General features: G+C 41.2%; 16 protein-coding genes. 9 read left to right on the plus strand and 7 right to left on the minus strand.

The features are described 5' to 3' along the window. Positions 1-180: 180 nt before the first annotated feature. Positions 181-1,065 carry a LysR family transcriptional regulator gene (locus ACQ96U_RS04275; RefSeq protein WP_431719993.1) on the plus strand — a complete coding sequence of 295 codons (885 nt, stop codon included), beginning with the start codon at positions 181-183 and terminating at the stop codon, positions 1,063-1,065. 232 nt (positions 1,066-1,297) lie between these two features. On the opposite strand, the gene ACQ96U_RS04280 is transcribed toward ACQ96U_RS04275, so the two are convergent. Both ACQ96U_RS04280 and ACQ96U_RS04285 read right to left on the minus strand, forming a co-directional pair. Next, positions 1,298-1,771 (minus strand): protein-tyrosine phosphatase family protein, encoded by a 474-nt coding sequence (locus ACQ96U_RS04280; protein WP_431719994.1) that lies wholly within the window; start codon positions 1,769-1,771, stop codon positions 1,298-1,300. 404 nt (positions 1,772-2,175) lie between these two features. Next, positions 2,176-2,550 (minus strand): hypothetical protein, encoded by a 375-nt coding sequence (locus ACQ96U_RS04285; RefSeq protein ID WP_431719995.1) that lies wholly within the window; start codon positions 2,548-2,550, stop codon positions 2,176-2,178. 156 nt (positions 2,551-2,706) lie between these two features. Here ACQ96U_RS04285 and ACQ96U_RS04290 point away from each other — a divergent pair, with 156 nt between their 5' ends. After that, a complete protein-coding gene (locus ACQ96U_RS04290) occupies positions 2,707-3,111 on the plus strand; it encodes a hypothetical protein (RefSeq protein ID WP_431719996.1) in 405 nt (134 codons plus the stop codon). 58 nt (positions 3,112-3,169) lie between these two features. Here ACQ96U_RS04290 and ACQ96U_RS04295 read toward each other — a convergent pair whose 3' ends face one another. Genes ACQ96U_RS04295 through ACQ96U_RS04315 form a run of 5 tightly spaced genes read right to left on the minus strand, consistent with a single transcriptional unit; the run spans position 3,170 to position 12,475 of the window. Next, positions 3,170-4,168 (minus strand): alpha-E domain-containing protein, encoded by a 999-nt coding sequence (locus tag ACQ96U_RS04295; protein ID WP_431719997.1) that lies wholly within the window; start codon positions 4,166-4,168, stop codon positions 3,170-3,172. A gap of 1 nt (position 4,169) precedes the next feature. Continuing rightward, a complete protein-coding gene (locus tag ACQ96U_RS04300) occupies positions 4,170-5,621 on the minus strand; it encodes a circularly permuted type 2 ATP-grasp protein (protein WP_431719998.1) in 1,452 nt (483 codons plus the stop codon). A 13-nt stretch (positions 5,622-5,634) separates the two neighbouring features. Beyond that, positions 5,635-6,537 carry a transglutaminase family protein gene (locus ACQ96U_RS04305; RefSeq protein ID WP_431719999.1) on the minus strand — a complete coding sequence of 301 codons (903 nt, stop codon included), beginning with the start codon at positions 6,535-6,537 and terminating at the stop codon, positions 5,635-5,637. Beyond that, positions 6,534-9,119, minus strand: coding sequence for a circularly permuted type 2 ATP-grasp protein (locus ACQ96U_RS04310; protein WP_431720000.1), 2,586 nt, complete (start codon positions 9,117-9,119; stop codon positions 6,534-6,536). Before ACQ96U_RS04310 ends, ACQ96U_RS04305 begins: the two co-directional genes overlap by 4 nt. After that, positions 9,116-12,475, minus strand: a complete 3,360-nt coding sequence (locus ACQ96U_RS04315; protein ID WP_431720001.1) for a DUF2126 domain-containing protein — start codon at positions 12,473-12,475, stop codon at positions 9,116-9,118. The genes ACQ96U_RS04310 and ACQ96U_RS04315 overlap by 4 nt, the downstream gene beginning before the upstream one ends. A 204-nt stretch (positions 12,476-12,679) precedes the next feature. On the opposite strand from ACQ96U_RS04315, the gene ACQ96U_RS04320 reads away from it, so the two are divergent. From ACQ96U_RS04320 to ACQ96U_RS04350, 7 genes are all read left to right on the plus strand, one after another. Then, entirely contained in the window at positions 12,680-13,798 is a 1,119-nt protein-coding gene (locus ACQ96U_RS04320; RefSeq protein ID WP_431720002.1) for a hypothetical protein, read from the plus strand. A 44-nt stretch (positions 13,799-13,842) separates the two neighbouring features. Further along, complete coding sequence (locus ACQ96U_RS04325) at positions 13,843-15,549, plus strand: ATP-binding cassette domain-containing protein (protein ID WP_431720003.1); 1,707 nt, start codon at positions 13,843-13,845, stop codon at positions 15,547-15,549. Between the two features lie 60 nt (positions 15,550-15,609). Continuing rightward, positions 15,610-17,796 (plus strand): ATP-binding cassette domain-containing protein, encoded by a 2,187-nt coding sequence (locus tag ACQ96U_RS04330; RefSeq protein ID WP_431720004.1) that lies wholly within the window; start codon positions 15,610-15,612, stop codon positions 17,794-17,796. A gap of 101 nt (positions 17,797-17,897) precedes the next feature. Continuing rightward, complete coding sequence (locus ACQ96U_RS04335; RefSeq protein ID WP_431720005.1) at positions 17,898-19,244, plus strand: HlyD family type I secretion periplasmic adaptor subunit; 1,347 nt, start codon at positions 17,898-17,900, stop codon at positions 19,242-19,244. Between the two features lie 818 nt (positions 19,245-20,062). Beyond that, complete coding sequence (locus ACQ96U_RS04340; protein WP_027708804.1) at positions 20,063-20,278, plus strand: cold-shock protein; 216 nt, start codon at positions 20,063-20,065, stop codon at positions 20,276-20,278. A 427-nt stretch (positions 20,279-20,705) separates the two neighbouring features. After that, positions 20,706-21,860, plus strand: coding sequence for a hypothetical protein (locus ACQ96U_RS04345; protein WP_431720006.1), 1,155 nt, complete (start codon positions 20,706-20,708; stop codon positions 21,858-21,860). Positions 21,861-21,933: 73 nt separating this feature from the next. After that, positions 21,934-22,458, plus strand: coding sequence for a CHAP domain-containing protein (locus ACQ96U_RS04350; RefSeq protein ID WP_431720007.1), 525 nt, complete (start codon positions 21,934-21,936; stop codon positions 22,456-22,458). Positions 22,459-22,515: the final 57 nt, after the last annotated feature.

Consider the following 22,515-nt stretch of genomic DNA (forward strand, 5'->3'; position numbering starts at 1 on the left):
AGATCATATATGTAGATTAATTGAGGAATTCAACGTTTTCAGGTATTTCAATGTAATAAGAGGTGTCCTAAGGTTAACAATCAGTGGTCATTGTTTAACATACTGATAAGCTAATACTAGCGTTTTATTCATGACTTAAAAATAGACAATTGTTAAATCTTAAATTACATAAGTGAAATTATGCTCGATGATATCGTATTGTTCGTTCATATCGTTCAGCAGGGTGGCTTAGCTGGCGCAGCTCGCTATGTTAATCTGCCTGCAGCAACAGTAACGCGTCGGCTTAAGCGTCTGGAACAACAACTAGGCTGTCACTTACTACACCGAACACCACGACAATGCACACTCACTCAGGAAGGTGAAGTCTATTATCAAACTTATGTTGATTTGGTTGAGCAGTTTGAGATTGCTCAGCAGAAGCTAAGTAAAGATATAAAAGCCTTACGTGGTAAGTTAAAAGTATTGGCGCCAACAAATATCTCGCATGGCTTTTTTCGTCAAATGTGGTTAGATTTTATGCGCATCTATCCTGAAATACGCCTTGAGCTTATTTTAAGTAATCAGTTGCAAGATATGCTTAAGTGTAGAGCGGATATTGCTATTCGTATTGGACCACAACCCGACTCTCTTTTATACCAACAGAAGTTAGGCGCGATAGACAAGGTGTTTGTTGCTTCTCCTGAATATTTGTCAATTAATGGTGAACCAAAACACCCGTTAGAACTTAAAAATCATCGAGTAGTGGGTACAACATTAGCGTCAAAGTGGAAGCTTAAACATATATATTCTGGTGAATATTTGGAAATAACCCCGTATTTCAGTGCTCTTTTTAATGATACGGGGTTTGTAAAATACATGGTCTGTGACTCTCAAGGTATCTCTTTACTGCCGATGACAGAAGTAATAACAGAACTTGAATCAGATGAATTAGTTCAAATACTTCCACAGTGGCGGGGTGAAGCGAGAGAAATTTATGTAGTTTGGCCTAGTGGTCGATTATTAAATGAAAAAGCAAAATGTTTACATCAGCATTTACAGGACTATTTAGCTAATCACTTAATATGAGAACACTGTGAGCACTTACTAATGATTTGAGTGGAGAAGTTATAGATATAGCAAGCAAGTTGTTTGCAGGGCTTGAATTTGTTTGTGGAACAGCTGCTGGGAGCACGGTTAGCAGTAGAGACCATCTGCTGCTATGGGATGAACAAACTAATTTACCCACTGCATCGTCACGATGTGTTGTGGTAAGGAGTATTAGTCAATGGACTTGACTCCTTTACTCAGAAATTGCAATTTATGTTGTTGATAGCTCAAAGGCTATATTTTTATACTTCTGTTCGAAAGCTTCGAAGGTTTTAAAACGAATTTGCCGAATATAGTCTAACGCGTTGTTTTCTGGTACTCCTAGATGCTTTAGCAAACAATATGCAAATATACCCGTACGGTGCAGCCCTGCTGAGCAATGAATCAATATGTTTTGATTGTTTTTTATGCAGGTACTTACATTTTTAACGGCTTGTTTAAAAATAGCTTTTTCATTTGCATCGATTTTTACCGCATTTTTGACCTTTACCCATTCCCAATGCATACCTTGGGCTTGTACTTCATTGCCAATACGGAGTGCTTGTTCTCCATGAGCAGCTAAAATGGTTACCACACACGAACAATTACCATGAGCTAAATTTTTTATTTCCTTAATTTTAGGCCTTTCTGAAAAAGCTAAGGAGCCATAGTGTTCAATTTTCACAAAGTTATAATTTAGTGCCATTTATTAACTAAAGATGGTTATTTGTTAATGAATATCTTCTGGATTAGCCTAAGAATTATACTGATATAGTAAGTTATTTACATAGTATTTTTTGCAAAGATTATTTTACTAAAAAGCTGTTATACAACTCTCGTTGAGCACGCCGTGAATCCATCCTTGGAAGCTTGGTTGCCGTGTCCATGTGGTAAACAGTTCAACACGAGCTATCCAACCGCTTGCCATCAGTACACATTGAAATACAATCTATGTTCATTGAGCAATATTTGAGTGGCGAAGTTATGGATATAGCAAGCAGGTTGTTTACAGCACTTGAATTTGTTTGTGGAACAGGTGCTGGGAGCACCGTTAGCAGTAGAGACTAAGGAAGGATGGTCTTCTGCTGCATGTTAGGTCTAATGTGAAGCTTAAACAGCTTCACGGATGCGGTCATTTGCGATATCTTCAATAGAGTTGTTTTCCAGAATCGTGATATCAGTTAGCGCTTCCATTTTATGGATGACATGAGGAAAAACTTTGATGACTTTGTGCTCATCAATGATCTGTTCTTTCACTTCAGATGTACCATGGAGCCTATAAGACAGTTTTACTTTTCCAGAAATGAGCACAAAGGTTTTTTCTTGAGTGCCAATGTTTTTGCCTTCGTGGTATGTATTCCCACTGATTGATCCAGCTTTTCGCGTTAAGAAGACAAACTGACCATAATCTTTAATGCTGAATTTTTTAGTAACACCGCGCTCATCTTCTCCAATGGGTGTAAAATCAATAACTTCAACTTCCATTTTTACCTCTTAAATATGAAATCAATTTCATGGTCAGCCACTGTTCTATAGGAGGTTAGTCAAGCTTTCCTTTGAATCATTATCGTTTAATGAAATGATTGATTAGTATACAATGACGTAACTTGATTCTGTATTTATTATGACGAAGTATATTTTATGACGCAAGAAATTAGGTATAAAGATGAAACACCAGGGGTAAAGTTTGAAGTTGAGGTTGAAGGCCTTTGGGGACAAAGAGAGATAGAGTGGATTGCGAAATCCGTAGTTAATCTGCCAATGAGTGATCAGGAAGTTCTTGTTGCGGCATCCAATAAAATCAGGCTGCTTGAATCACTAAGAGAAAAAAATAAATCATGGTTAGGTCGTCTAAGTAACTGGCTTGTTTCAGGAAATACAGATGAAGTAGAAACTAATGGGCGAGAGCTTGGTAAGCTTTATGAGCTTGCAGAAGAGCAATGTAGGTATGAGCTTCATGACTTTAGTGAGTATATGATTGAATATAATTATTATAAACAGCTGGTGATTAAAGCTGCTTCAAATGTAAACAAAAAAACCAAATAACGTTGTATTTGTTTTTAAAGAAAATAGTGTTAACAGGCCCTAAAATAGTGCTATTTTTCTACAATGACTGATTTTGCACAGAAGATAAAGTATTCTTGATTAATGGGTCTATACACTTGGATGCTTGTCCAGAAGGAAAGTAAGTATTATCCAGTTCATCCCCAATTTGTGTTAGAAAAACCTGAATTTGGTCTAGATACATATGTAACGACTGTTGCTTAAGATCGCTGGCTTGTGTTGAGAGTAAACTGGTGAGTGTCTGGTTGATTAAACTTAAGACAGCTTCACTTTTGGGCAAGGGGTGGGTATTGCGAGCCACTTCGGCAATGCAGTAATAAATGGAGCGGGGGAACACTTTAGATTTTAATAAAAACGTTAATACCTGTTCTTGTGAAATATTAACCTGAACTTCACGTCTATACATTTGATAAGCCGTCATGGATTTTAATACACTCATCCATTGAATATTGGCAAAAGGGTGAAATTCCAAATGGTTATTTTGAGTGAGTAAATTTTTCGTACGAACATCAATAATACGTGATGTCATATCGGCTCGCTCGATGTAACGACCTATTTGTAAGAATAAATAGCCCGCATCACGATTCATAGTATCAGCAAGTAATCCATTAATGGTTTGGCAGTAGGTAATGATCGTATTCAAATAGCTAAAACGTTTGGTTTTACGCTGGGCATAACTTATATAATCACTGGCATAGAAATACAGTGTGTTTAATTGTTCCCAGGCTTCTTGGGGAATAACATCACGCGTTGTTCTTGCATTTTCTCTTGCCGCATTTAACGCAAAGCGTAATGATGCTGTACTTTTGATATCGGTTACCAAGTAAGTTAAAACATGGGCCTCACTAAAGTCAGTGTATAAACCCAAATATTGTTCTCGGGTACCGGTAATATCAATCAGTGGTTCCCAGCCTGGTGAAATACCTTTTGGTAAATCCAACAAAAGGTGTGAATTAACATTAATTAATCGTGCAATATTTTCAGCACGCTCTAAATACCGAGCCATCCAGTATATGGTTTCTATAACACGAGCTAACATGTTAAACAGCCTCCTCCTCAACAATCCAGGTATCTTTACTGCCGCCACCCTGAGAAGAATTGACGACCAACGATCCTGGTACCATGGCAACGCGGGTTAATCCACCCATGGTGACTTGTGTAGTATGACCACTGAGAATAAAAGGGCGCATATCGACATGTCGAGGTTCTATGTGGTGATTAATCAATGTCGGTACTGTTGATAGCGCTAAGGTAGGCTGAGCAATAAAATTGCGAGGATTCGCTTTAATGCATTCGGCGAACTGTTTCCGTTGTTTTTTACTGGCAATAGGGCCAATTAACATACCATAGCCACCAGAAGCATTGGCAGGTTTAACCACTAATTTATCAAGATTATTGATGACATAATCCCGCTCTTTAGGGTTAAAGCACAGGTAAGTTGGTACATTAGGTAATAATATCGTTTCATTTAAATAGTATTTAATCATTTTGGGGACAAAGGCATACACAACCTTGTCATCAGCAACGCCAGCCCCTGGTGCATTAGCCAATGCGACATTGCCTTTGGCCCATGCTTGCATTATTCCGGGTACGCCTAATAATGAATCGGCATTAAATACTTTTGGATCCAGAAATAAATCATCAATACGCCGATAAATAACATCAACTTGCTCTAAACCTTCAATAGTGAGCATAAAAACGTTGTCATTTTCTACAACCAAATCACGACCTTCAACCAACTCGCAACCCATTTGTTGGGCTAAATAGGCATGTTCAAAATAAGCTGAGTTGTAAATACCTGGCGTTAATACTACAACGGTAGGATTATCAGTAGAGCGTGGAGAGAGCGCTGCCAGCGTAGCGAAAAGCTGGGAGGGATAATCGTCCACGGGCAAAATGGTGTAATCTTCAAAAAAGTCTGGAAAAACCCGTTTCATCACTGACCGGTTTTCTAACATGTAGGAAACACCTGAAGGTACACGCAAATTGTCTTCTAATACATACATCACTCCCTGATGGTCTCGAACCAGGTCAGAACCACAAATGGGTGACCAACAATTTAATGGTGGAGTGATATCCATGCATTGAGGTCTGAAGTTTTCGGAATTAGCAAGTAACTCAGCAGGAAAAACTCGGTCTTTAATGATTTTTTGTTTACTGTAAATATCGCTGATAAACAGGTTTAAAGCATGAACACGTTGTTTTAGTCCGGCTTCAATCATTTGCCATTCAGTGCTTGGCATAATGCGCGGAATAATATCGAAGGGCCAAGCACGATCAATGGCATCGCCTGATTCGTGATACACCGTAAAGGTAATACCCATCAATTTAATGGCTAACTCAGCGGCTGTGCGTGCCGTATCCAGTTCATCATCACTAAACGATGCCAGATGATGAATTAGTCGCTTGGCAGCTGTTCGGGGCTGATTGTATTGATCAATTAATTCGTCCTGAGCCTGACGGACGTTATAGTCATTCCATTGAATAGTCATAGTAGGCTATAGGCTAGTTAAACGTGTGTGTATGCGTTCGTGCAACATCTACCTGAACTTTTAGATGATGGTGACCGCCACCATAAATAACCCCTTTTAAGGGAGTAACATCGGCATAATCTCTTCCTTGTGCTATTACAATATAGCGTTCATTGGCCATTTGGTTATTGGTGGGATCAAACCCCTGCCAGCCAAACTCTGGAATAAAAACATTCAGCCAGGCATGAGATGCATCGACACCCGTGAGTTTTGGCTTGCCTGGTGGAGGATCTGTTTCCAAATAACCACTGACATACATAGCAGGTAAACCCATACTGCGTAAGCAACCAATTGCCAGATGGGCAAAATCCTGACATACGCCTTTCCGATGTTCGATAACAGTCTCTAATGGTGTTGAAAGTGAGCTAAAACCAGGCTCATATTTAAAGTCATGATATATACGGCTGATTAAGTCATTTACTGCATCCAGTAATGATCGGCCAGGGGGAAAGGAACTGAGTGCATAGTCTTTGACAGAAGGTGATTGAGGAATCAGCGGAGAAGGCAGAATAAACTCATACACCATAAGTTGTTTATGTTTATTTACGTGCTCCAGGTGCTGCGAAAATTGGTCCCAAGGTATACTGTTAGCTTGTGTTGGTAAGGGTAGTTTGCTGGCGGGTGTAGTGGCTACTTCACTGATCACGGAAATGGTCAATTCCTGATGTTGCTGGTGAATATCAAAGCTAAAAACATGATTGCCAAAATAGTCAATTCGTTGAAAACTGCTGCGAGGTGAAGGGGATACATGAACCTTACTGAATGCACAGGTCTGTAAGGGTAAATTCATTGGACTCATACGTGCTTCATTATGGCAACGACTGACGGGGTCTGTGTAAACATAATGTGTGGTATGGGTGATGCGAAATGTATTCATACATTAACCTCACTGGGCAAAGAAACCTCCGCAGACATAGACGTTAATTGTTGTGCTTGTTCGGTATGGCTGAAATACGTATGGTGAAGGGTGTTTGCCAGCTCTAACAGGTTACTGTTACATTCTTCGAGGAGTTCAAGCAGTAGGTGAGGTAATCCCCCCTCACCACGTTGTGCGAGCGTATTTGCTGTAGCCAGACGAAGACGCGTTGCCGTTGCTAAAATGATGCGTTGTTCAGCTGAATATTCGCGTTGTTGATGACGAGGCAAGTGATCGATTAAGCGTTGAATACGATAGATCTGGTAAGCCAGGGCGCGAGGATTTGTTTCATCAAGAATTAATAAGGCAAGGGTATTTTCCCTCTGTTGTAATGCCCGATAACGGCGGCGGTGGGTAATCAGACTTTCGTTATTAACCAGCAAAGCCTCTTGTAGTAAGTGGTCAACGGTGTCCTCAAGTGTTTGATTAAAACAGCTTTGAGTCAGACTGATTTGTAGCAGACTACGCTCAATGCGTCGGCCTAGATCAAATAAATACCAGCCACTTTCATGGGGCATACTTTCGGCAGTAAGACCGGTAAAGGCCATAATTGTCGTGATAAGTTCATCAAGACAGTTTTGCAAATCACCCAAATCGGTTGGTGGGCAGTAGAGTTGACCGAGAATATCGTCTATATCATCAATTGTACGCCAGGTGTCGCTAGACCATAAATCACGCACACTAAATGCCGCATGCAAAAAAGCCGCAAGTACTTGTACCAGACTACCGACACGCTCACTGTCTCGTACGAGCGATAACAGCTCTGGATTAGGTTGTTTGTATTTTTGGTTGACATCTTTACCCGTAAATCCTGGTTGGGTATTGGTCATTAAGGTAAGACCGGTTAACAAAACATAGAGGCACTGTTGATCAGCCTCACTGGCGCATTCATCTTGGTTATTGATACGGTCCATGATGGTTCGTAGTAAACGAGAGCTTCCTTCTGCTCGTTCAATATAGCGTCCAACCCAAAATAAGCTTTCTGCTGCCCGACTGGGTAGAATGCCTTCATAACTGAGTGCTGTCATAACACCTGGGGTTAAGGGTTGAAGGCGAATGGGGCGATCAACTTCATGGGATAAAATCCAGGTATCTTTGCTGATGCCGCCATTGGTTTGCCACTGAAACCAGCCTTCGTTGTTATTGGCGATACGCGTCAGTCCACCTGGTAGTGCAACATAAGCGCCACCTTCAGCCACTAAAAAAGTACGCAGCTGGTAATAGCGGGGCTGGAGTTTATCGTCAATGAGGGTGGGGGTGGTTGCCAGCTGTGGTTGTTGTTGGCCAACATAAAAATACGGCATTTGTTTAATTTTATGCTTGAGCTGTTGTTGTTCATTGGCCGTCATCATTGCTGGGTAATAGCAAGGCTCATGACTAAAAATAGGTTTGATAACCAACTGTTCAAAATGAGTCAGCACATAATCCAGAGCGGTTTTTTGCCCACACCACCACGTTGCAATTGAAGGCAGGTGGAGAGATTCGCCTAGCAGGTTTTTGGCAATTGCGGGTAGGAAGGCTAATAATCCCGGGTTTTCGAGAATGCTGGTACCAAGAGGATTATTGATGGCTACTGTCTGGTTTCGTACGGCTTGTAGCAGGCCAGGAACCCCTTGTTGAGATTCTTGCTGGAGCTCAAGCGGATCACAGGCTAAATCGTCGGTTCTTCGTAAGATAATATCGACCCGCTGTAAACCAGCCAGTGATTTTAGCCATACTTTCCCATCACGAACGGTTAAATCATCACCTTGAACAAGAGGGTAACCCAGATAGGTTGCTAAATAGGCATGTTCATAATAAGTATCGCTGTCTGGTCCTGGTGTGAGAACCACAATGCGTGCTTCATCTGAGTGCTGAGAGACAAGAGCCTGAAGCCCATTTCGCCAGGACTGATAGAAATGATAAAGGCGATGAACCGTGATTGAGCGTAACGCTTCTGGAATAATCCGGTTCATGATCATTCGGCATTCCAGGGCATAGCCAGCACCAGAAGGGTTTTGAGCCCGGTCCGCAAGTACCCAAAACTGACCATCTGCACCACGCGCAAGATCAACAGCAAAGTGCATTAACTGGTGTGAGATTGCTAACCTAACCTGGTCACAGGGCCTTTGGAAACCGGGATGAGCAAATACCAGCTCAGGTGGAATGACATTTTGTTTGAGCAGCCGCCGTTCACCGTATAGATCTTGCAAAATACAGTCAAAAAGAAAGGCACGTTGTTGTATACCTTTCTCTACTCGTTGCCAATCATGTTCAGCCAGCACCAAAGGCAGTGGATCGAGTTGCCAGCTTCTGAGGTATTGGTTGGTTTGACTATGGACATTGTAGGTTGTGCCATTTTCTTGGAGTAAGCGTTTAGCCTCCAGCCTAGGCTTATCAAAAACACTGGGTGAAAGAGAATGGAGCTGCTGAATCAGAAGCTGCCAGGCTGGTTTGATACAAAGGCTTTCTTCTGACCACATTTCATCAAGAAAGCCAGGTTTCAGTTGCTGCTGATACTGTTGCAGCCATTCACTATTGGTTTCGTTGGTGAAATTGCTCATTGTTGGCGTAAGTCCAAGGTATAGGGATACTCATTGGCTATTTGTACTTTAGGTAAGTTAATTGGACCTGGTCCGGAACCCTCAGCAACAAAGTGCCAATGGCCAGGGACACTGCTCGCATGCGGGTCTTGGATACCTGGACTGTGGCCATGCGACCAAAAGCGAGCAAGACGACGACCTTCAGCAGCGTAGCTGTTGACGGGAAATGCCTCGAAGTGTCGACCACCGGGATGAGCAACATGATAGGTACAGCCCCCAATCGCGCGGCAAGACCAGCTGTCAATAACATCAAACACCAGTGGTGAGTGTACGCCAATCGTGGGGTGTAAAGCTGAAGGTGGTTGCCAGGCACGGAATCGTACACCACCCACAAACTCGCCTGGAGTACCGGTAGCATGGAGTGGCACTTGGATACCATTACAGCTAATGACATGACGGTTTGGTGTTAAGCCAGTCACTTTTACTTGCAGGCGCTCTACTGATGAGTCAACAAAGCGGGCAGTACCCTGTTGAACAACCTCTTCGCCTAATACATGCCAAGGTTCTATAGCGCTTTGCAGCGTTAAATGAATATCACCTAACTGAATTTCACCAAAGACGGGGAAGCGAAAATATAAGAATGGAGCCAGCCAGTTGAGTTGAAAACCGTAACCTGCCTGCTGAATATCGGCAGTCACGTCAGCAATGTCATTCCAAATAAAGTAAGGCAGCATATATCGGTCGTGTAGAGCTGTGCCCCAACGGACTAAGGGATAGTGATAAGGTCTCTGCCAGAAACGTGCAACAAGGGTTCTAAGTAATAACATTTGCACCAAACTCATGCGGGCATGTGGAGGCATTTCAAAGGCTCTAAATTCGAGCAAACCTAGCCGACGCTGAGCATTTTCGGGAGGGTACAGCTTATCAATGCAAAATTCTGCACGATGTGTGTTGCCTGTAATATCCACTAACAAGTGTCTGAGCAAACGATCAATAAGCCAAGGATGTGGTGTTTCACCTTTAGGAATCTGTTGAAAGGCGATTTCCAGTTCGTATAACGCTTCATGTCTAGCTTCATCAATACGAGGGGCTTGGCTAGTAGGACCCACAAACAACCCTGAAAATAAATAGGACAGTCCTGGATGATGTTGCCAGTAGGTAATCAGACTTTGTAGTACATCGGGTCTGCGAAGTAATGGGCTATCTGTTGGGGTATAGCCACCTAAGGTGACATGGTTGCCACCACCCGTTCCGCATTGTCGGCCATCTAGCATGTATTTTTCGGTGCCTAGCCGACATTCATGTGCTGCCTGGTACAGGCTATGAGTTATGGTTTTGAGTTCAGTCCAGCGGCTGGCAGGGTGAATATTGACTTCAATAACACCTGGATCGGGGGTGACTTTAAAAGACTCAATGCGCTGATCAACGGGAGGAGGGTAACCTTCGATAATAATGGGTGTTTGTAACTGACATGCGGTTTGTTCAAGGATTTGTAACAACGCTAAATAATGTTCGAGATGAGATAACGGAGGCATGAATACATGAAGGGTTTCGTTACGCAGTTCAATCACGAAGGCGGTAGTGAGCGGTAATCCATTGTTAGGTATATCGCTTAGCGTTTGCGGCTGTAAGTCAAATGCAGGGCAATGAGTGATATGGTTAGCCCTGGGGGTGAAGCCATCAACACGATCTGGTAAAGGTGGAACGTGCTCAAATAAATCTCTGGGCAGAGAATCAGGTTCCTTAAGCGAGGTTGACCAGTGAATACGATCCAAGGGTAAACGTAAACCAATGGGCGAGTCCCCGGGGATTAAGAAGAGCTTGTCTCGACGAAACTTCCAGAAAGCAGTTTTCCAGCGTTGTTGGATAAAATCCCAGTTTAATGGGAGCACATAGCCACAAGGCAGACCTTTATGTTGCTTGAGCTGCGCTAAGATAGGCTGTCGAGGATCATCGTTATCTAACTCCACGATTGGCTCAGGAGTATCAAGGGGTAGGTTTTCTTCTTGCCAGAGCGAATAGTATATGTCTTCGTAAGCGGGCAGAATGGCATTGGTGGGTAATTGAAGCTGGTCTGCCATAAGTAGCATGAAGCGTTCAGCATCTTTTATAGCGGCTTGATGCTTGTGGAGTGGGTTAGCGAATAAATTTGGGTTTTGCCAAAGAGGTTGTCCATCTTTACGCCAATAACAACCGAGTTCCCATCGAGGTAATGGTTCTCCTGGATACCATTTTCCCTGGCTATAATGCTTGAGTCCCCCCTTGGCGAAAACCGTTGTTAGCTTGTCTAGTAGTTGTTCCGCACGCTCACGTTTTTCTGGACCATCAGCGTGGGTATTCCATTGAAGGGAATCTGGGTTATCGATACCGACAAAGGTGGGCTCACCACCCATTGTAAGACGCACATCCAGTGCAGTAAGTTGTTTATCGACGGCTTCACCAAGTTGATCAATCGCTTGCCATTGTTCATCCGTGTAGGGTTTGGTGACCCTGGGTTCTTCTTTGATTCGAGTGATGGAATTAGCGAAGGAAAAAGTCACTTCACTTTTACTGGTTGCACCACAAACCGGAGCGGCACTCTTAAAGTCAGGCGTACAGGCTAGCGGTATATGTCCTTCTCCAGCAAATAACCCAGAAGTGGGGTCAAGGCCAATCCATCCGGCCCCTGGTACATACACTTCTGCCCAAGCATGAAGATCGGTGAAATCAGCATCAGGACCACTAGGCCCATCCAGCGATTTAATATCGGGAGTGAGTTGTACGAGGTAGCCTGATACAAAACGTGCTGCCAGCCCTAAGTGCCGAACAAGTTGTACTAATAACCAGGCCGAATCACGGCAGGAGCCTGACTTTTTAGTGAGTGTGGTTTCACAGGATTGCACACCAGGTTCAGTACGAATGGTATAAGTAATGGTTTGTTGTAAAGCACGGTTTAATTCAACTAAAAAGTCGACGATATGTAAGTCTTTCTGTCGCCACTCATAGACCCAGTCTTGCAGAAGAGAACCATGTTCTTGTTGTTCTAAATAAGGGATAAGCTCGCGCTTTAATTGAGGTTTATAGTCAAAGGGGTAATGTTCGGCGTAGTCATCAACAAAAAAATCAAATGGATTAATGCTGGTAAGTGTTACCAAAAGATCGACTTCAATAGCTAAGTGTGTTGCTTGCTCAGGGAAAACAACACGGGCCAAATAGTTGCCAAAGGGGTCCTGTTGCCAGTTGATAAAATGTTGATTGGGAGAAATGGTGAGTGAATAGGCATCAATCGTTGTACGACAATGAGGTGCAGGCCTGAGTCGAAACGTATGAGGTGACAATGAAACAGGTCGATCGTACTGATAGGTCGTTCGATGGTTAAGCGCAACTTGGATGGCCATTACTATGAATCCCTAGCCAAAATTTATTCCCTAGCGATATTCCTTTCGCGAATCTCTCTTCCGATTCGTAGATTACGTTCTAAATTATCAAGTGTAGACATTAATAAGGAATATAAAAAAATGTTTTCGTTTGTTATTTAAAAAAGTGTAATGAATTTGGCGTTAGATATAACTATTACGCTCTTTCAGTTTAGGTATTACGGAATGATAGAGGGAGCACTTTTGGTATTTCAATGCTTGTTAATGGTCGGGCTATTAGGCTTTGTGGCTGGAGATTTAATAGCTAAAGCGTTGCCTGATATTGAGCCGGGAGAATGGTATGCCGTACCCCATTCTCAACTCGGGAGTGTACAGAAAAAAATTAAAGCACCTGGCTCATGGACGGGGTTTTCAGCCATAACAGGGGCTTGGTCGGGTGGTGCCTTTGATACAAAGCAACAGCGGTTAATTATTTGGGGGGGTGGTCATCGAGATTATTCAGGTAATGAATTATATAGCTTTTCCCTACATTCATTATCTTGGCAGCAATTAACAAACGCAGCGAGTAATGTTGATGAAAAAGGAAAACTTTCAGTCACGGGGTATTATCCCGATGGTAGCCCCAGAGCACGACACACATATAATACCTTACAGTATTTGACTGAGCAGAACTTATTTTGTGCTTTTGGCGCTGCAGCCATGTTTCCTTTGTCGCAACATATGCTGCCAAATACCGATTGCTATGATTTAACAGATGACCGTTGGTTGCGATTACCCCCAGTGATGGCTGGTGGATATGGTATCAGCTCAACAAGCGCGTATGATCCAGCGACAGGTTATATCTATAGTCTTGGTAGTGGTGGAGGTTCCGCATTAGTAAGGTATGATCCAATCGTGCGGAAATGGACAGAGGTGACCGCTGAATTGCCTGGCTGGGTGAGTTATGACTATACGGCTGTAATTTCATTGAATCCCCATTGGTATGTATTGGTAGGTAATAAAGAAACACGTTTTATTGATTTACAAAATCCTGACAAGGGATTACAGCATTTGACAACACAGGGTGATACGGAAATAGAACAGTTTGCGAATGTTGGGCTTACGGTTCATCAACCCAGTGGTCTGCTAGTGGCTTGGCATGATGGTGCTGCTGTTTATACATTAAATTTGAAAACAATGTCTTGGAAAAAGCGTCTTTCTAAAATGTCAGGGAAGAAAACTGTAGCACCGAAAGCACTACAAAATGGTACATTTGGACGTTTTCGTTACAGTGAAAAATACAATGTTTTTATTGTAGTCAATAGTATAAAAGATCCTGTTTATTTGTATCGTTTAGCTGAGTAAACTCATCGTCAAATGCCTATAAAAAATAGAATAGAGGGGGCATAATGCAGACTACTTCTCTGCAAAATATGATGCAAAACTATTTGCCCGAACTGAAAACTGGCGTATTGCACGGACATATTATTTTTTCAACATTTTTAATAGGTTTTATTACTCTGCTGCTATCGCTGGTTTTGATGTACGCTATCGATACGTTCGCTGTTGTAAATGAACAGCAAAACATGCACTTAAAAAATGGTGAGCTTAGTGCTAGTGCTGTAGCAATGGCAGCGATAATTTTGATTGTCATGTTAATTACTGTTCGGTTATTACAAGGCTTTCTTATTAGTCGTTATATGGCAAAGTTAGATTATGCATTAAGTCGTTTGCAGTACTTAACGTTATTACAAGGTAAATTAACCCATCTAGAACAGCTAGGTTATACCCGTTTATTGAATAGCTTTCAGGCTGTTAAAATATTGCATACGTTTTATCCTGGGCAGTTTTGGTGTATTACCGTAGGCGTTAGCTGGATATTAATCTATTTTTTACTGATAGGTTGGTTAGGTTGGTCTTTAGTCTTTATTCCGCTTGTCGCTTTAGGCATTTCACTGCTGCTATTGATTGAGTTTGTTATTAAGGTTACTCGAGCAATGCCTTCATTACAGTCAGCTTCACAGGATTTTTATGATCACTTGATCAATTTATTGCATGGGTGGTATACCGCAAAGGCTTTGTATTTGTCGACTTTGCTGAAGCGTCGTTATGAAGCATGTTATGCAGAGAAAGTAGAGCAGCAAACGGTGGTTAACCATGCTTTTGCGAAGTTGCAGAATAGTGTGTCTTTGATTATAAAGCTCGTCATTGTTGCTTGCTCAGCTTATGGTGGAGTCCTGCTTTTTAAACAGCAAATAAGCTTAGGTGCGCTCATTGCTTGTATAAGTTTGTCTCTTTGTAGCCTTTATAGCATTTCATCAATAGCACTCTTTTGTGAGCGTCGACAAAGAATAAAGCATGAGTTGTCCAATATTAAATCATTACTTGATGTGCCTACTATTAAATCTTCTGTAAAACAAACTGCATTACAAATTATTCAAGGCCGCATAGACTGTAATAGTGTTAGTTTTCGATATAGTGACGAAAATGCTTGGGTTTTATATCAGGTTTCATTGCATATTAGTCCTGGTGAACTGGTGGTGCTCTCAAGTGAAAATGGTAGTGGAAAATCCACCTTGCTGGGGATTTTAAGGGGTGTTATCCAGCCAGATCAAGGCGAAGTGTTGTTAGATGGAAAACCACTTGCTAGTTTTAATGATGAAGCTTTAACCCAACAGGTTGTATATTTGCCTCAAAAAGCCGCATTATTTAGTGGCACTATTATGGAAAACTTAACTTTGTTTTGTACGGCTAAGGAAGTATTAGCGATTGAAGCTGCGAAAACACTTAATATTGCTGATGCCATTGCTCAATTACCTGATGGCTTTTACACACTGGTTGATGCTGAACAGCACCCGTTGCCGCAAGGGTTAGTACAACGAATTGCTTTTGCCAGAGCGATTGTATGTCAACCAAAAGTATTACTCGTGGATGATGCAAATAGTGCTGTCGATTTAAAAGGGGACCAAGCCATTATACGGCTATTAAAACAGCTAAAAGGTATTACAACAATGGTGGTTGCTTCTCACCGCTCTTCTATCATTCGTATAGCCGATCAGGTATTTGAATTAAATAAAGGTCATTTAGTTCGAGAAACATTGCTTCTTCAACATTAAATTTATTGAGTACAGGAAGCTTAGTTCTCAATTACGGGAGTTATATATTAAGGATTGATAATGTATCTGGGCTCAGATTACAGACAGGCTGATCAGCAAAATAGCTTTAATTATGAGCAAGTTTTAGTCGAGCGGCTAGCAACTTTTCGTCACTCAACACTACAGGAAAGGTATAAGCATTCAGACTTGGTTGCAGTTTTGCCTATTTTGGTATTAGCGCAACATTGGCCACTGCATGCATTAGAGTTTCTTACAGCGTTACCAGAAAAAAAACAGCCAAATTTAACAGATATTAGAAATACATTGGCGCGTTTGGGGATTTCATCAACATTATGTAAAGCATCAAAAAAAAATTGGCAGGATATCTCATTTCCTGTCATGCACATTCCAAAACAGGCCCCTGCACACATTGTTTTTGATGTTGGTAAAGAGGAGGCATGGATTTACTCACCAGAGAGTCTACAGGTTGAAAAAGTTGCTGATAAAAATAAGTTGAGAGTATTCAACGAAGGGTGGTTGTTGACGATTCCGCGCTATAGTAATGACCTTCTTGAAGAAGGGGCACAAGCATCCTTAAATAAACCTTGGCAGCGAGTATACCCCCTATTGATGATATGCTGCTTTTTAAGCTTGGTCATTGCAAGTTTAATGTTGGTGTTACCGCTTTATGTCATGCAAGTCGTTGATCAGGTATGGGGTAATCAGCGCTTTGACTTATTAATTCCGATAACTGCAGGTGTCACGGGGATCGTGATATTGGAGTGGGGAATAAGACAGATACGCAGTGTGTGTTTACGCTTTGCAGGAAAGCGAGTGGATTACTTATCCATGCGTTTGTTATTACAAAAGTTTTGGTCAGGTTCTGCAGATAGTTTGTCTATGTCCAGACGACGTTTTTTATTGCACTTTGGGCGACGGTTCAATGTGGTAAGCTCGTTATTGAGCGCGGTAAATACGGGGGCAGCCTTTGACTTAATTTTTGCTGTTCTCTTTATTGCCGCTATTTTTATATTGGCGGGTGATGTCGGATGGATTGCTTTGTTTGGCTTCTTAGCTGGGACCTTATGGTTTTTATACCAACTGGTGCGACCAGTACATTCTGAAAAAAATGTGTCCGATAATCATCATAAAGAAAATGTGGTTTCTCAATTTCGGGCAATGCGTTTTGCCGCACCTGTTGAAGTTTGGTTCGGTCGATTCCAAAAAGCGCAAGTTCGAATTTCTCGTTATTTAACTAAAACACTATTTAAGCGATATATTTATGAAAATGTCATTGATGGGATTGTGTGGGCTACTGTAATTGTCACTATAAGTTATACGATATTGTTAGCTTTAAATGATGTTCTTTCTTTAGGTGTTGTTTTGGCTGTAGCTTTGCTTCTTTGGCAACTTTTTACACCGTTTATACAATTGAAAAAAACGCTATCAGAGTGGGAAAATGCTAAGTTATCAATAAAGTCTGTTACTCAGCTTTGGCAAGACTCAGTAAACCCGGCCCTAATGACTCGTCATGCGCCGAGTCAGGTAAAAGGTGAAGTCTCATTTGAAGATGTCAGCTTTTTATATCCTCAGTCAAATTATGGCGTTCAGCAGCTTCAGTTTAGTGTTAATGCGGGTGAAATAGTCATTGTTACAGGCGGTAATGGGGCGGGAAAAACAACACTTTTAATGTTGTTGGCAGGGTTACAACAAGCTCAGAAGGGAATTATTCGCATTGATCGACAAAATATAAATCAACTATCTGCTGGTGTTATGCAGTATCTTTGCGCTTATGTGCCACAGAAGCCAGCGCTGTTTCAAGGAACGCTTGCTGATAATTTGAGGATGGCCAACCCGCTTGCCACAGAAGAAGCGTTATGGTCCGTCATCGAACTGTGTCACCTTGATGATATTGTTCGACAATTGCCTAAGGGATTACAGACTATCTATGATGTGAACCAGCCATTGGCGCTTCCCGTTAATGTACAGCAATTACTCTGTATTGCTCGGGCATTATTAAAACCTGCGCCAGTTCTGTTAATGGATGAACCCTTTGTTGGGCTGGGTTACCAGGCTGAATTGCAATTATTAGAAACAATACAGCAGTTGTGTAGGCAAAAGACAATATTTTTGGTTACGCAGCGACCCAGTCATTTTAAAGTTGCGGATAAGGTTTTGCTGTTGGAAGAGGGTAAGCAACGCTATTTTGGTCATCCTGACCAGCTCCTTAAAAAGAAAAAAACGTCAAACCAAAAAGTAACTGCCTAAGCGTTGGGAATATTTTATGGGAGGCTGTGGTTAGTCCAATGGGGTGGTGCTTAATCTACCAGCTCAGAACTCCATAACATGATATGGGAAGAGTAAAAGCAATGGAAAAGGGTGTTTCTACAACATTAGCCCAAGTGATTGATCAGCATTCTCGACATCAGTCTCATTGGCTTGCTGATCCGTTACTTAAAGAAGAAGGTGGGAATGCTTGGATATACCTGAGTTTATGGGGAATATTTTGGGTATTGCTCATTGTTATTGTAGGGGGAAGTGTTTGGTCAGTTGAGCAGCGAGTAGTTGCAACTGGTCGTGTCGTCACCCAGGGGGATATAAGAACTATTCAACTTTTTGAAGGAGGCAATATTGCCAGCGTACTCGTCTCGCCAGGACAGCTGGTTGAGTCTGGGCAAGCGCTCCTGGTAATGGATACAGCTAGGGACCAGCTTGAACATAAAAAGTTAAAAGCACACTACGATCATTTATTACAGCAGGAAACGGTTTATCGGACCCTGTTAACAGGGCAAGTGATAGGTACTTTTGATCGTGGTAGGGACCAAGTTGCTTTGGATAAGGAAGTGAGAGCTTATTACGATCAGGAAACAGCACGATATTTGACAAAACTTGCGCCAATAAAGCAACAAGTTACAGTATTAAGCACACGTCTGAAAGATGAGCAAGGTAGATTATATTCATTACAAAAAAAGAAACTTAAGTTTCAGGATGCTATTGAGGCTAAGCAAGTGCTATTACAAAAGGGGTTTATAACACGTCAACAACTTAATACTGCTCAACAGAAATTGTCTGAGGTGACAGCATCATTAGCGCAAGTTGAAGCATCAATTTTTGCAGGTAAACAGACATTAGATGACCTTCAGCAGCAATTTCAACATGCCAAGGAAGAGGCTAAAACGCAATGGACAAAACAGCTTACTCAGGTTGTTACCCAGCAAACTAGGGTGTTGAATCAGATTGATCAGGCAGATGAACGTATTCGTCAGATGACCGTTAAGTCTCCTATTCGAGGAGTAGTACAAACTATAAGTAGCACAGAAAATAGCCATGTAGCTGCTGGTGGCATTGTTGCAGAAGTTATTCCTCTTAATCAATCCTTGGTGGTTGAGGTTAAGGTAGATAAGAGAATTATTAAAACGCTTCAGGTTGGCCAAGAAGTATTTGTTGCTATAGCTACATTTAATTTTGACAATTCCGAAGCAATTTCAGGAAAAATAAAATCATTACCTAATACATCCTTTGTTAATGAAGAAGGTTCACCATATCAAAAAGTGATTATTGGATTGGCGACAGATTCTGTAGGTGGTCAAGCTTCGAGTAATGAAATTTTGCCAGGAATGACTGTTCAGGCAAGTATAAGTATTGGCTATCAGCCGATCCTGAACTATTTATTTAAACCTTTATGGCAACAAAGAAAGCAACATGCAGGTGTGTAAGTAACCCAAGCTTTTGAGTCATTAGGTTTGTAACTAATCGGTTATATTATGTGACTTTGGTTAATATGATTGCTTAGTTTGCACTTATTTTGTGAACATTAGGGCCTTATACAAAAGGTAGTTGTTATTTTTTTATACTGTTCACAGAAGAAAAAGAGGTATTTTTCTACAAGTCTGTGTTAGACTTACCGAGGTGGAAGCAAGCAGGATGAATAGGAAGGGTGAGTCACTCACCTTGTTTAGAACAAAAAGACTGTTGAACTACTACAGTGTTTGCTAAACACGATGTAAACAGCAGTTGGAGTGATGACGGCCATAATTCGTTCTGGACGTTAATATCGTTTGTAGTGGTATTATCGTTTGGTTATTCCGAATTGTTAGCGTAGAACAAACGGTAATAGACTTTGATGGTATGTAGAACAGCGCTGTAGTGGCATGTAAAGTACCCTCATAGCAAGAGCATCAACAAATACATTTTAGTAACTAATGACGAAAGTGTACTGCGTGATGGTTATCCGGTTTTGTTCGTGGATGCTGAGTTATGAAGATCTGATCATCAGTTCTTGATAACCTGCGGAGTTGGCTATAAGCTAATTATCAGCCGGATATGTAACACACCTTGTGTTGTTTCTTTCCGCTAAGATTGATTGCAGTTTTGTACTCAGTGCATTACTGTACCATGTCTACGAAGCTGGTTGTTAGTGAATCGGATAACCTTTTATCCATGCTAGCTCGCCACTTTGGATTAATGTCGGCGTTAAGTCGGTGTAAGTGAAAACACCAACTATTAGTTGGTATCGTGTGAAAATGAGGGTTTTATGGCTGGTCAATTAGTTACTGGCGTGGTTAAGTGGTTCAATGATGAGAAAGGCTTCGGCTTCATTGAGCGTGAGGGTGGTTCTGATGTATTCGTACATTTCCGTGCGATCAACGGTACTGGAAGACGTACTTTGAGAGAAGGACAAAAAGTGACTTTTGAGGTAACTCAAGGTCAAAAAGGTCCTCAAGCGGAAAATGTTACGCCAGTAGCCTAATCATTCCTACCTGGTGCTGTAAGAGGTTTATAGCAATATAGTTTCTTGCAGTACCGGGTGAATCAATTCCTTATCTAATAGTATATCGTCTTGTTCTCTGTAACAAAGATGTCCCTTCTTATATTATTTCAGTGATGTTTATTAAACTTAACTACTTTTAAATAGCTTAGAATATACAGTCTTTTGCTATTTTCACCTTTTGCATTGAGTCAGGCTTGGTAAGCAATAAACCGAATTTCTGTGATTTAATATAACAATATTGGTGTGTGTAAATTGTTGCATTATATACGCTTCACATTAGGTATAGTACTATCTGAATTCTGTTGAATATCTTTATTATAAGAATAAAAATATTGCGTAAGTTTTAGGTTTTCTATTTATAGGACACCTCATTATTTATAGATGAATGAAATTCAAGGATGATTCAGTGTATAGATTCGTTTGTAACTCGATATTAAGCCTATGTATAGTTTTTACTTTTTTTCCTACAGAGGGCCAGTCATCTCAAACGGTCGAAGAGGCAAGGATTGAACAGGCTCTTCAGCAAATACCCCAGCAAGTGAACAAGTATCATTCACTTATTTCTACATTTACCCAAAAAATAACACACACGATTAACTACTCTCAGTTAGTAACAGTAGTAGATCGTATAGGAGGACAGCTTTGGCAGCAGTCTATTAGTGATAATCAAGCCAATTCTCTTTATGATGATCGTGCGCTTTACTGGAGTAGATTACAATTAACACAGCGTTTAAAAAATACGGAGCTGCAATTTAGTATAACACCTAGCCAGCTTAACTATTTAAATTGGAGGCTAGAGCTCGCCAGCCGTGGCGCGTTCCAAACCACCTTTAAAAATAACACGACATATAAAGTATTAATCACTGGCTTTGACCCTTTTCAGCTTGATAGTAATATTCGTCAAAGTAACCCTGCGGGTGTAGCAGCGTTAATGCTGGATAATACAATTATCCAAGTAGGAGATGAACGCATTGAAATACAGGCGATTAACTTTCCAGTACGTTTTGCTGATTTTGATAAAGGTATAGTTGAAACAGCATTAAAGCCTGTTTTATCAGCCAATCAAGCGGATATGGTGATGACGATAAGTATGGGGCGATCTACTTTTGACTTAGAACGTTTTCCAGGCTTACGACGCTCTGCATCAGCACCTGATAACCTCAATGTTTATTCTGGGGGAAGCTACAGCCAACCAATACGTCCTCTATTGAAGGGAGCTGAATTAACAGGTCCGGAGTTCATTGAGTTTTCATTACCTGTCCAAGCGATGTTACAGGTACAGCTACCTTATGTCGTCCATGATAATCATCGCGTTGCCACATTAACGGGTGTTTATTATCCAGAAAGCTTAGCCGAGCTTGAAGGTGAAATATCTGTTGAAGGTTCTGGTGGTGGCTATTTATCAAATGAAATATCGTATCGCTCGCTTTGGTTGAGGCAACAAATACGCAGTAACATACCCATGGGGCACCTGCATACTCCTCGTCTTAATGGTTATAATCAACCTATGTTGAAAAAAATAGTGCAACAAATTAAAACGATAATTAAGAAAGGTGTCTAAGACAAAACCACTGCAGCTTGCCATTTGACACAGCCTCTATAAATCATTCGCTGTGAATTTAGGAGTTAATGTAATGATCGGCTATGTGTTATTTGAAGATCGATCAAAAATAGGTAAACCATTGACGCAGCATAAGGGAGTATCTGTTTATCATAATGGACAGTTATATGCTGAAAGTTATGGCAGGCATTATAGTCAGGATGGTTATTATTTTGGCCAGAAATGGCAGTGTGTTGAATTTGTGAAACGCTTTTTCTTTTTGGCTAAACAACACAGCATGCCTAATGTTTGGGGGCATGCTAAGGATTTTTTTGATCCAAGTATAAATCATGGTGTGTTAAATCAGCAAAGGGGTCTTGTACAATTCTTTAATGGTAAGGAGCAGGCTCCTCAAGAGGATGATTTACTTGTATTTCAAGACACTATGTATGGTCATGTTGCTGTTGTAAGTGAAGTTGGAAAAACGTGGGTTGAAGTGGTACAGCAGAATATTTATGGTAAGCCTCGCCAACGGTTTTCGTTAACTCAAGAGAAAAGTTTATATTCAATTGTTGCGCCTCGTAGACCCGTAGGTTGGTTACGTTTAGGGAAGAACTGATAGTGTATTCCTCACATATAACTAAAATAAGCTATATGTGAGGCGTTATTTTATTAC

The organism is Zooshikella sp. RANM57 (assembly GCF_050749885.1).
GTDB lineage: Bacteria > Pseudomonadota > Gammaproteobacteria > Pseudomonadales > Zooshikellaceae > Zooshikella.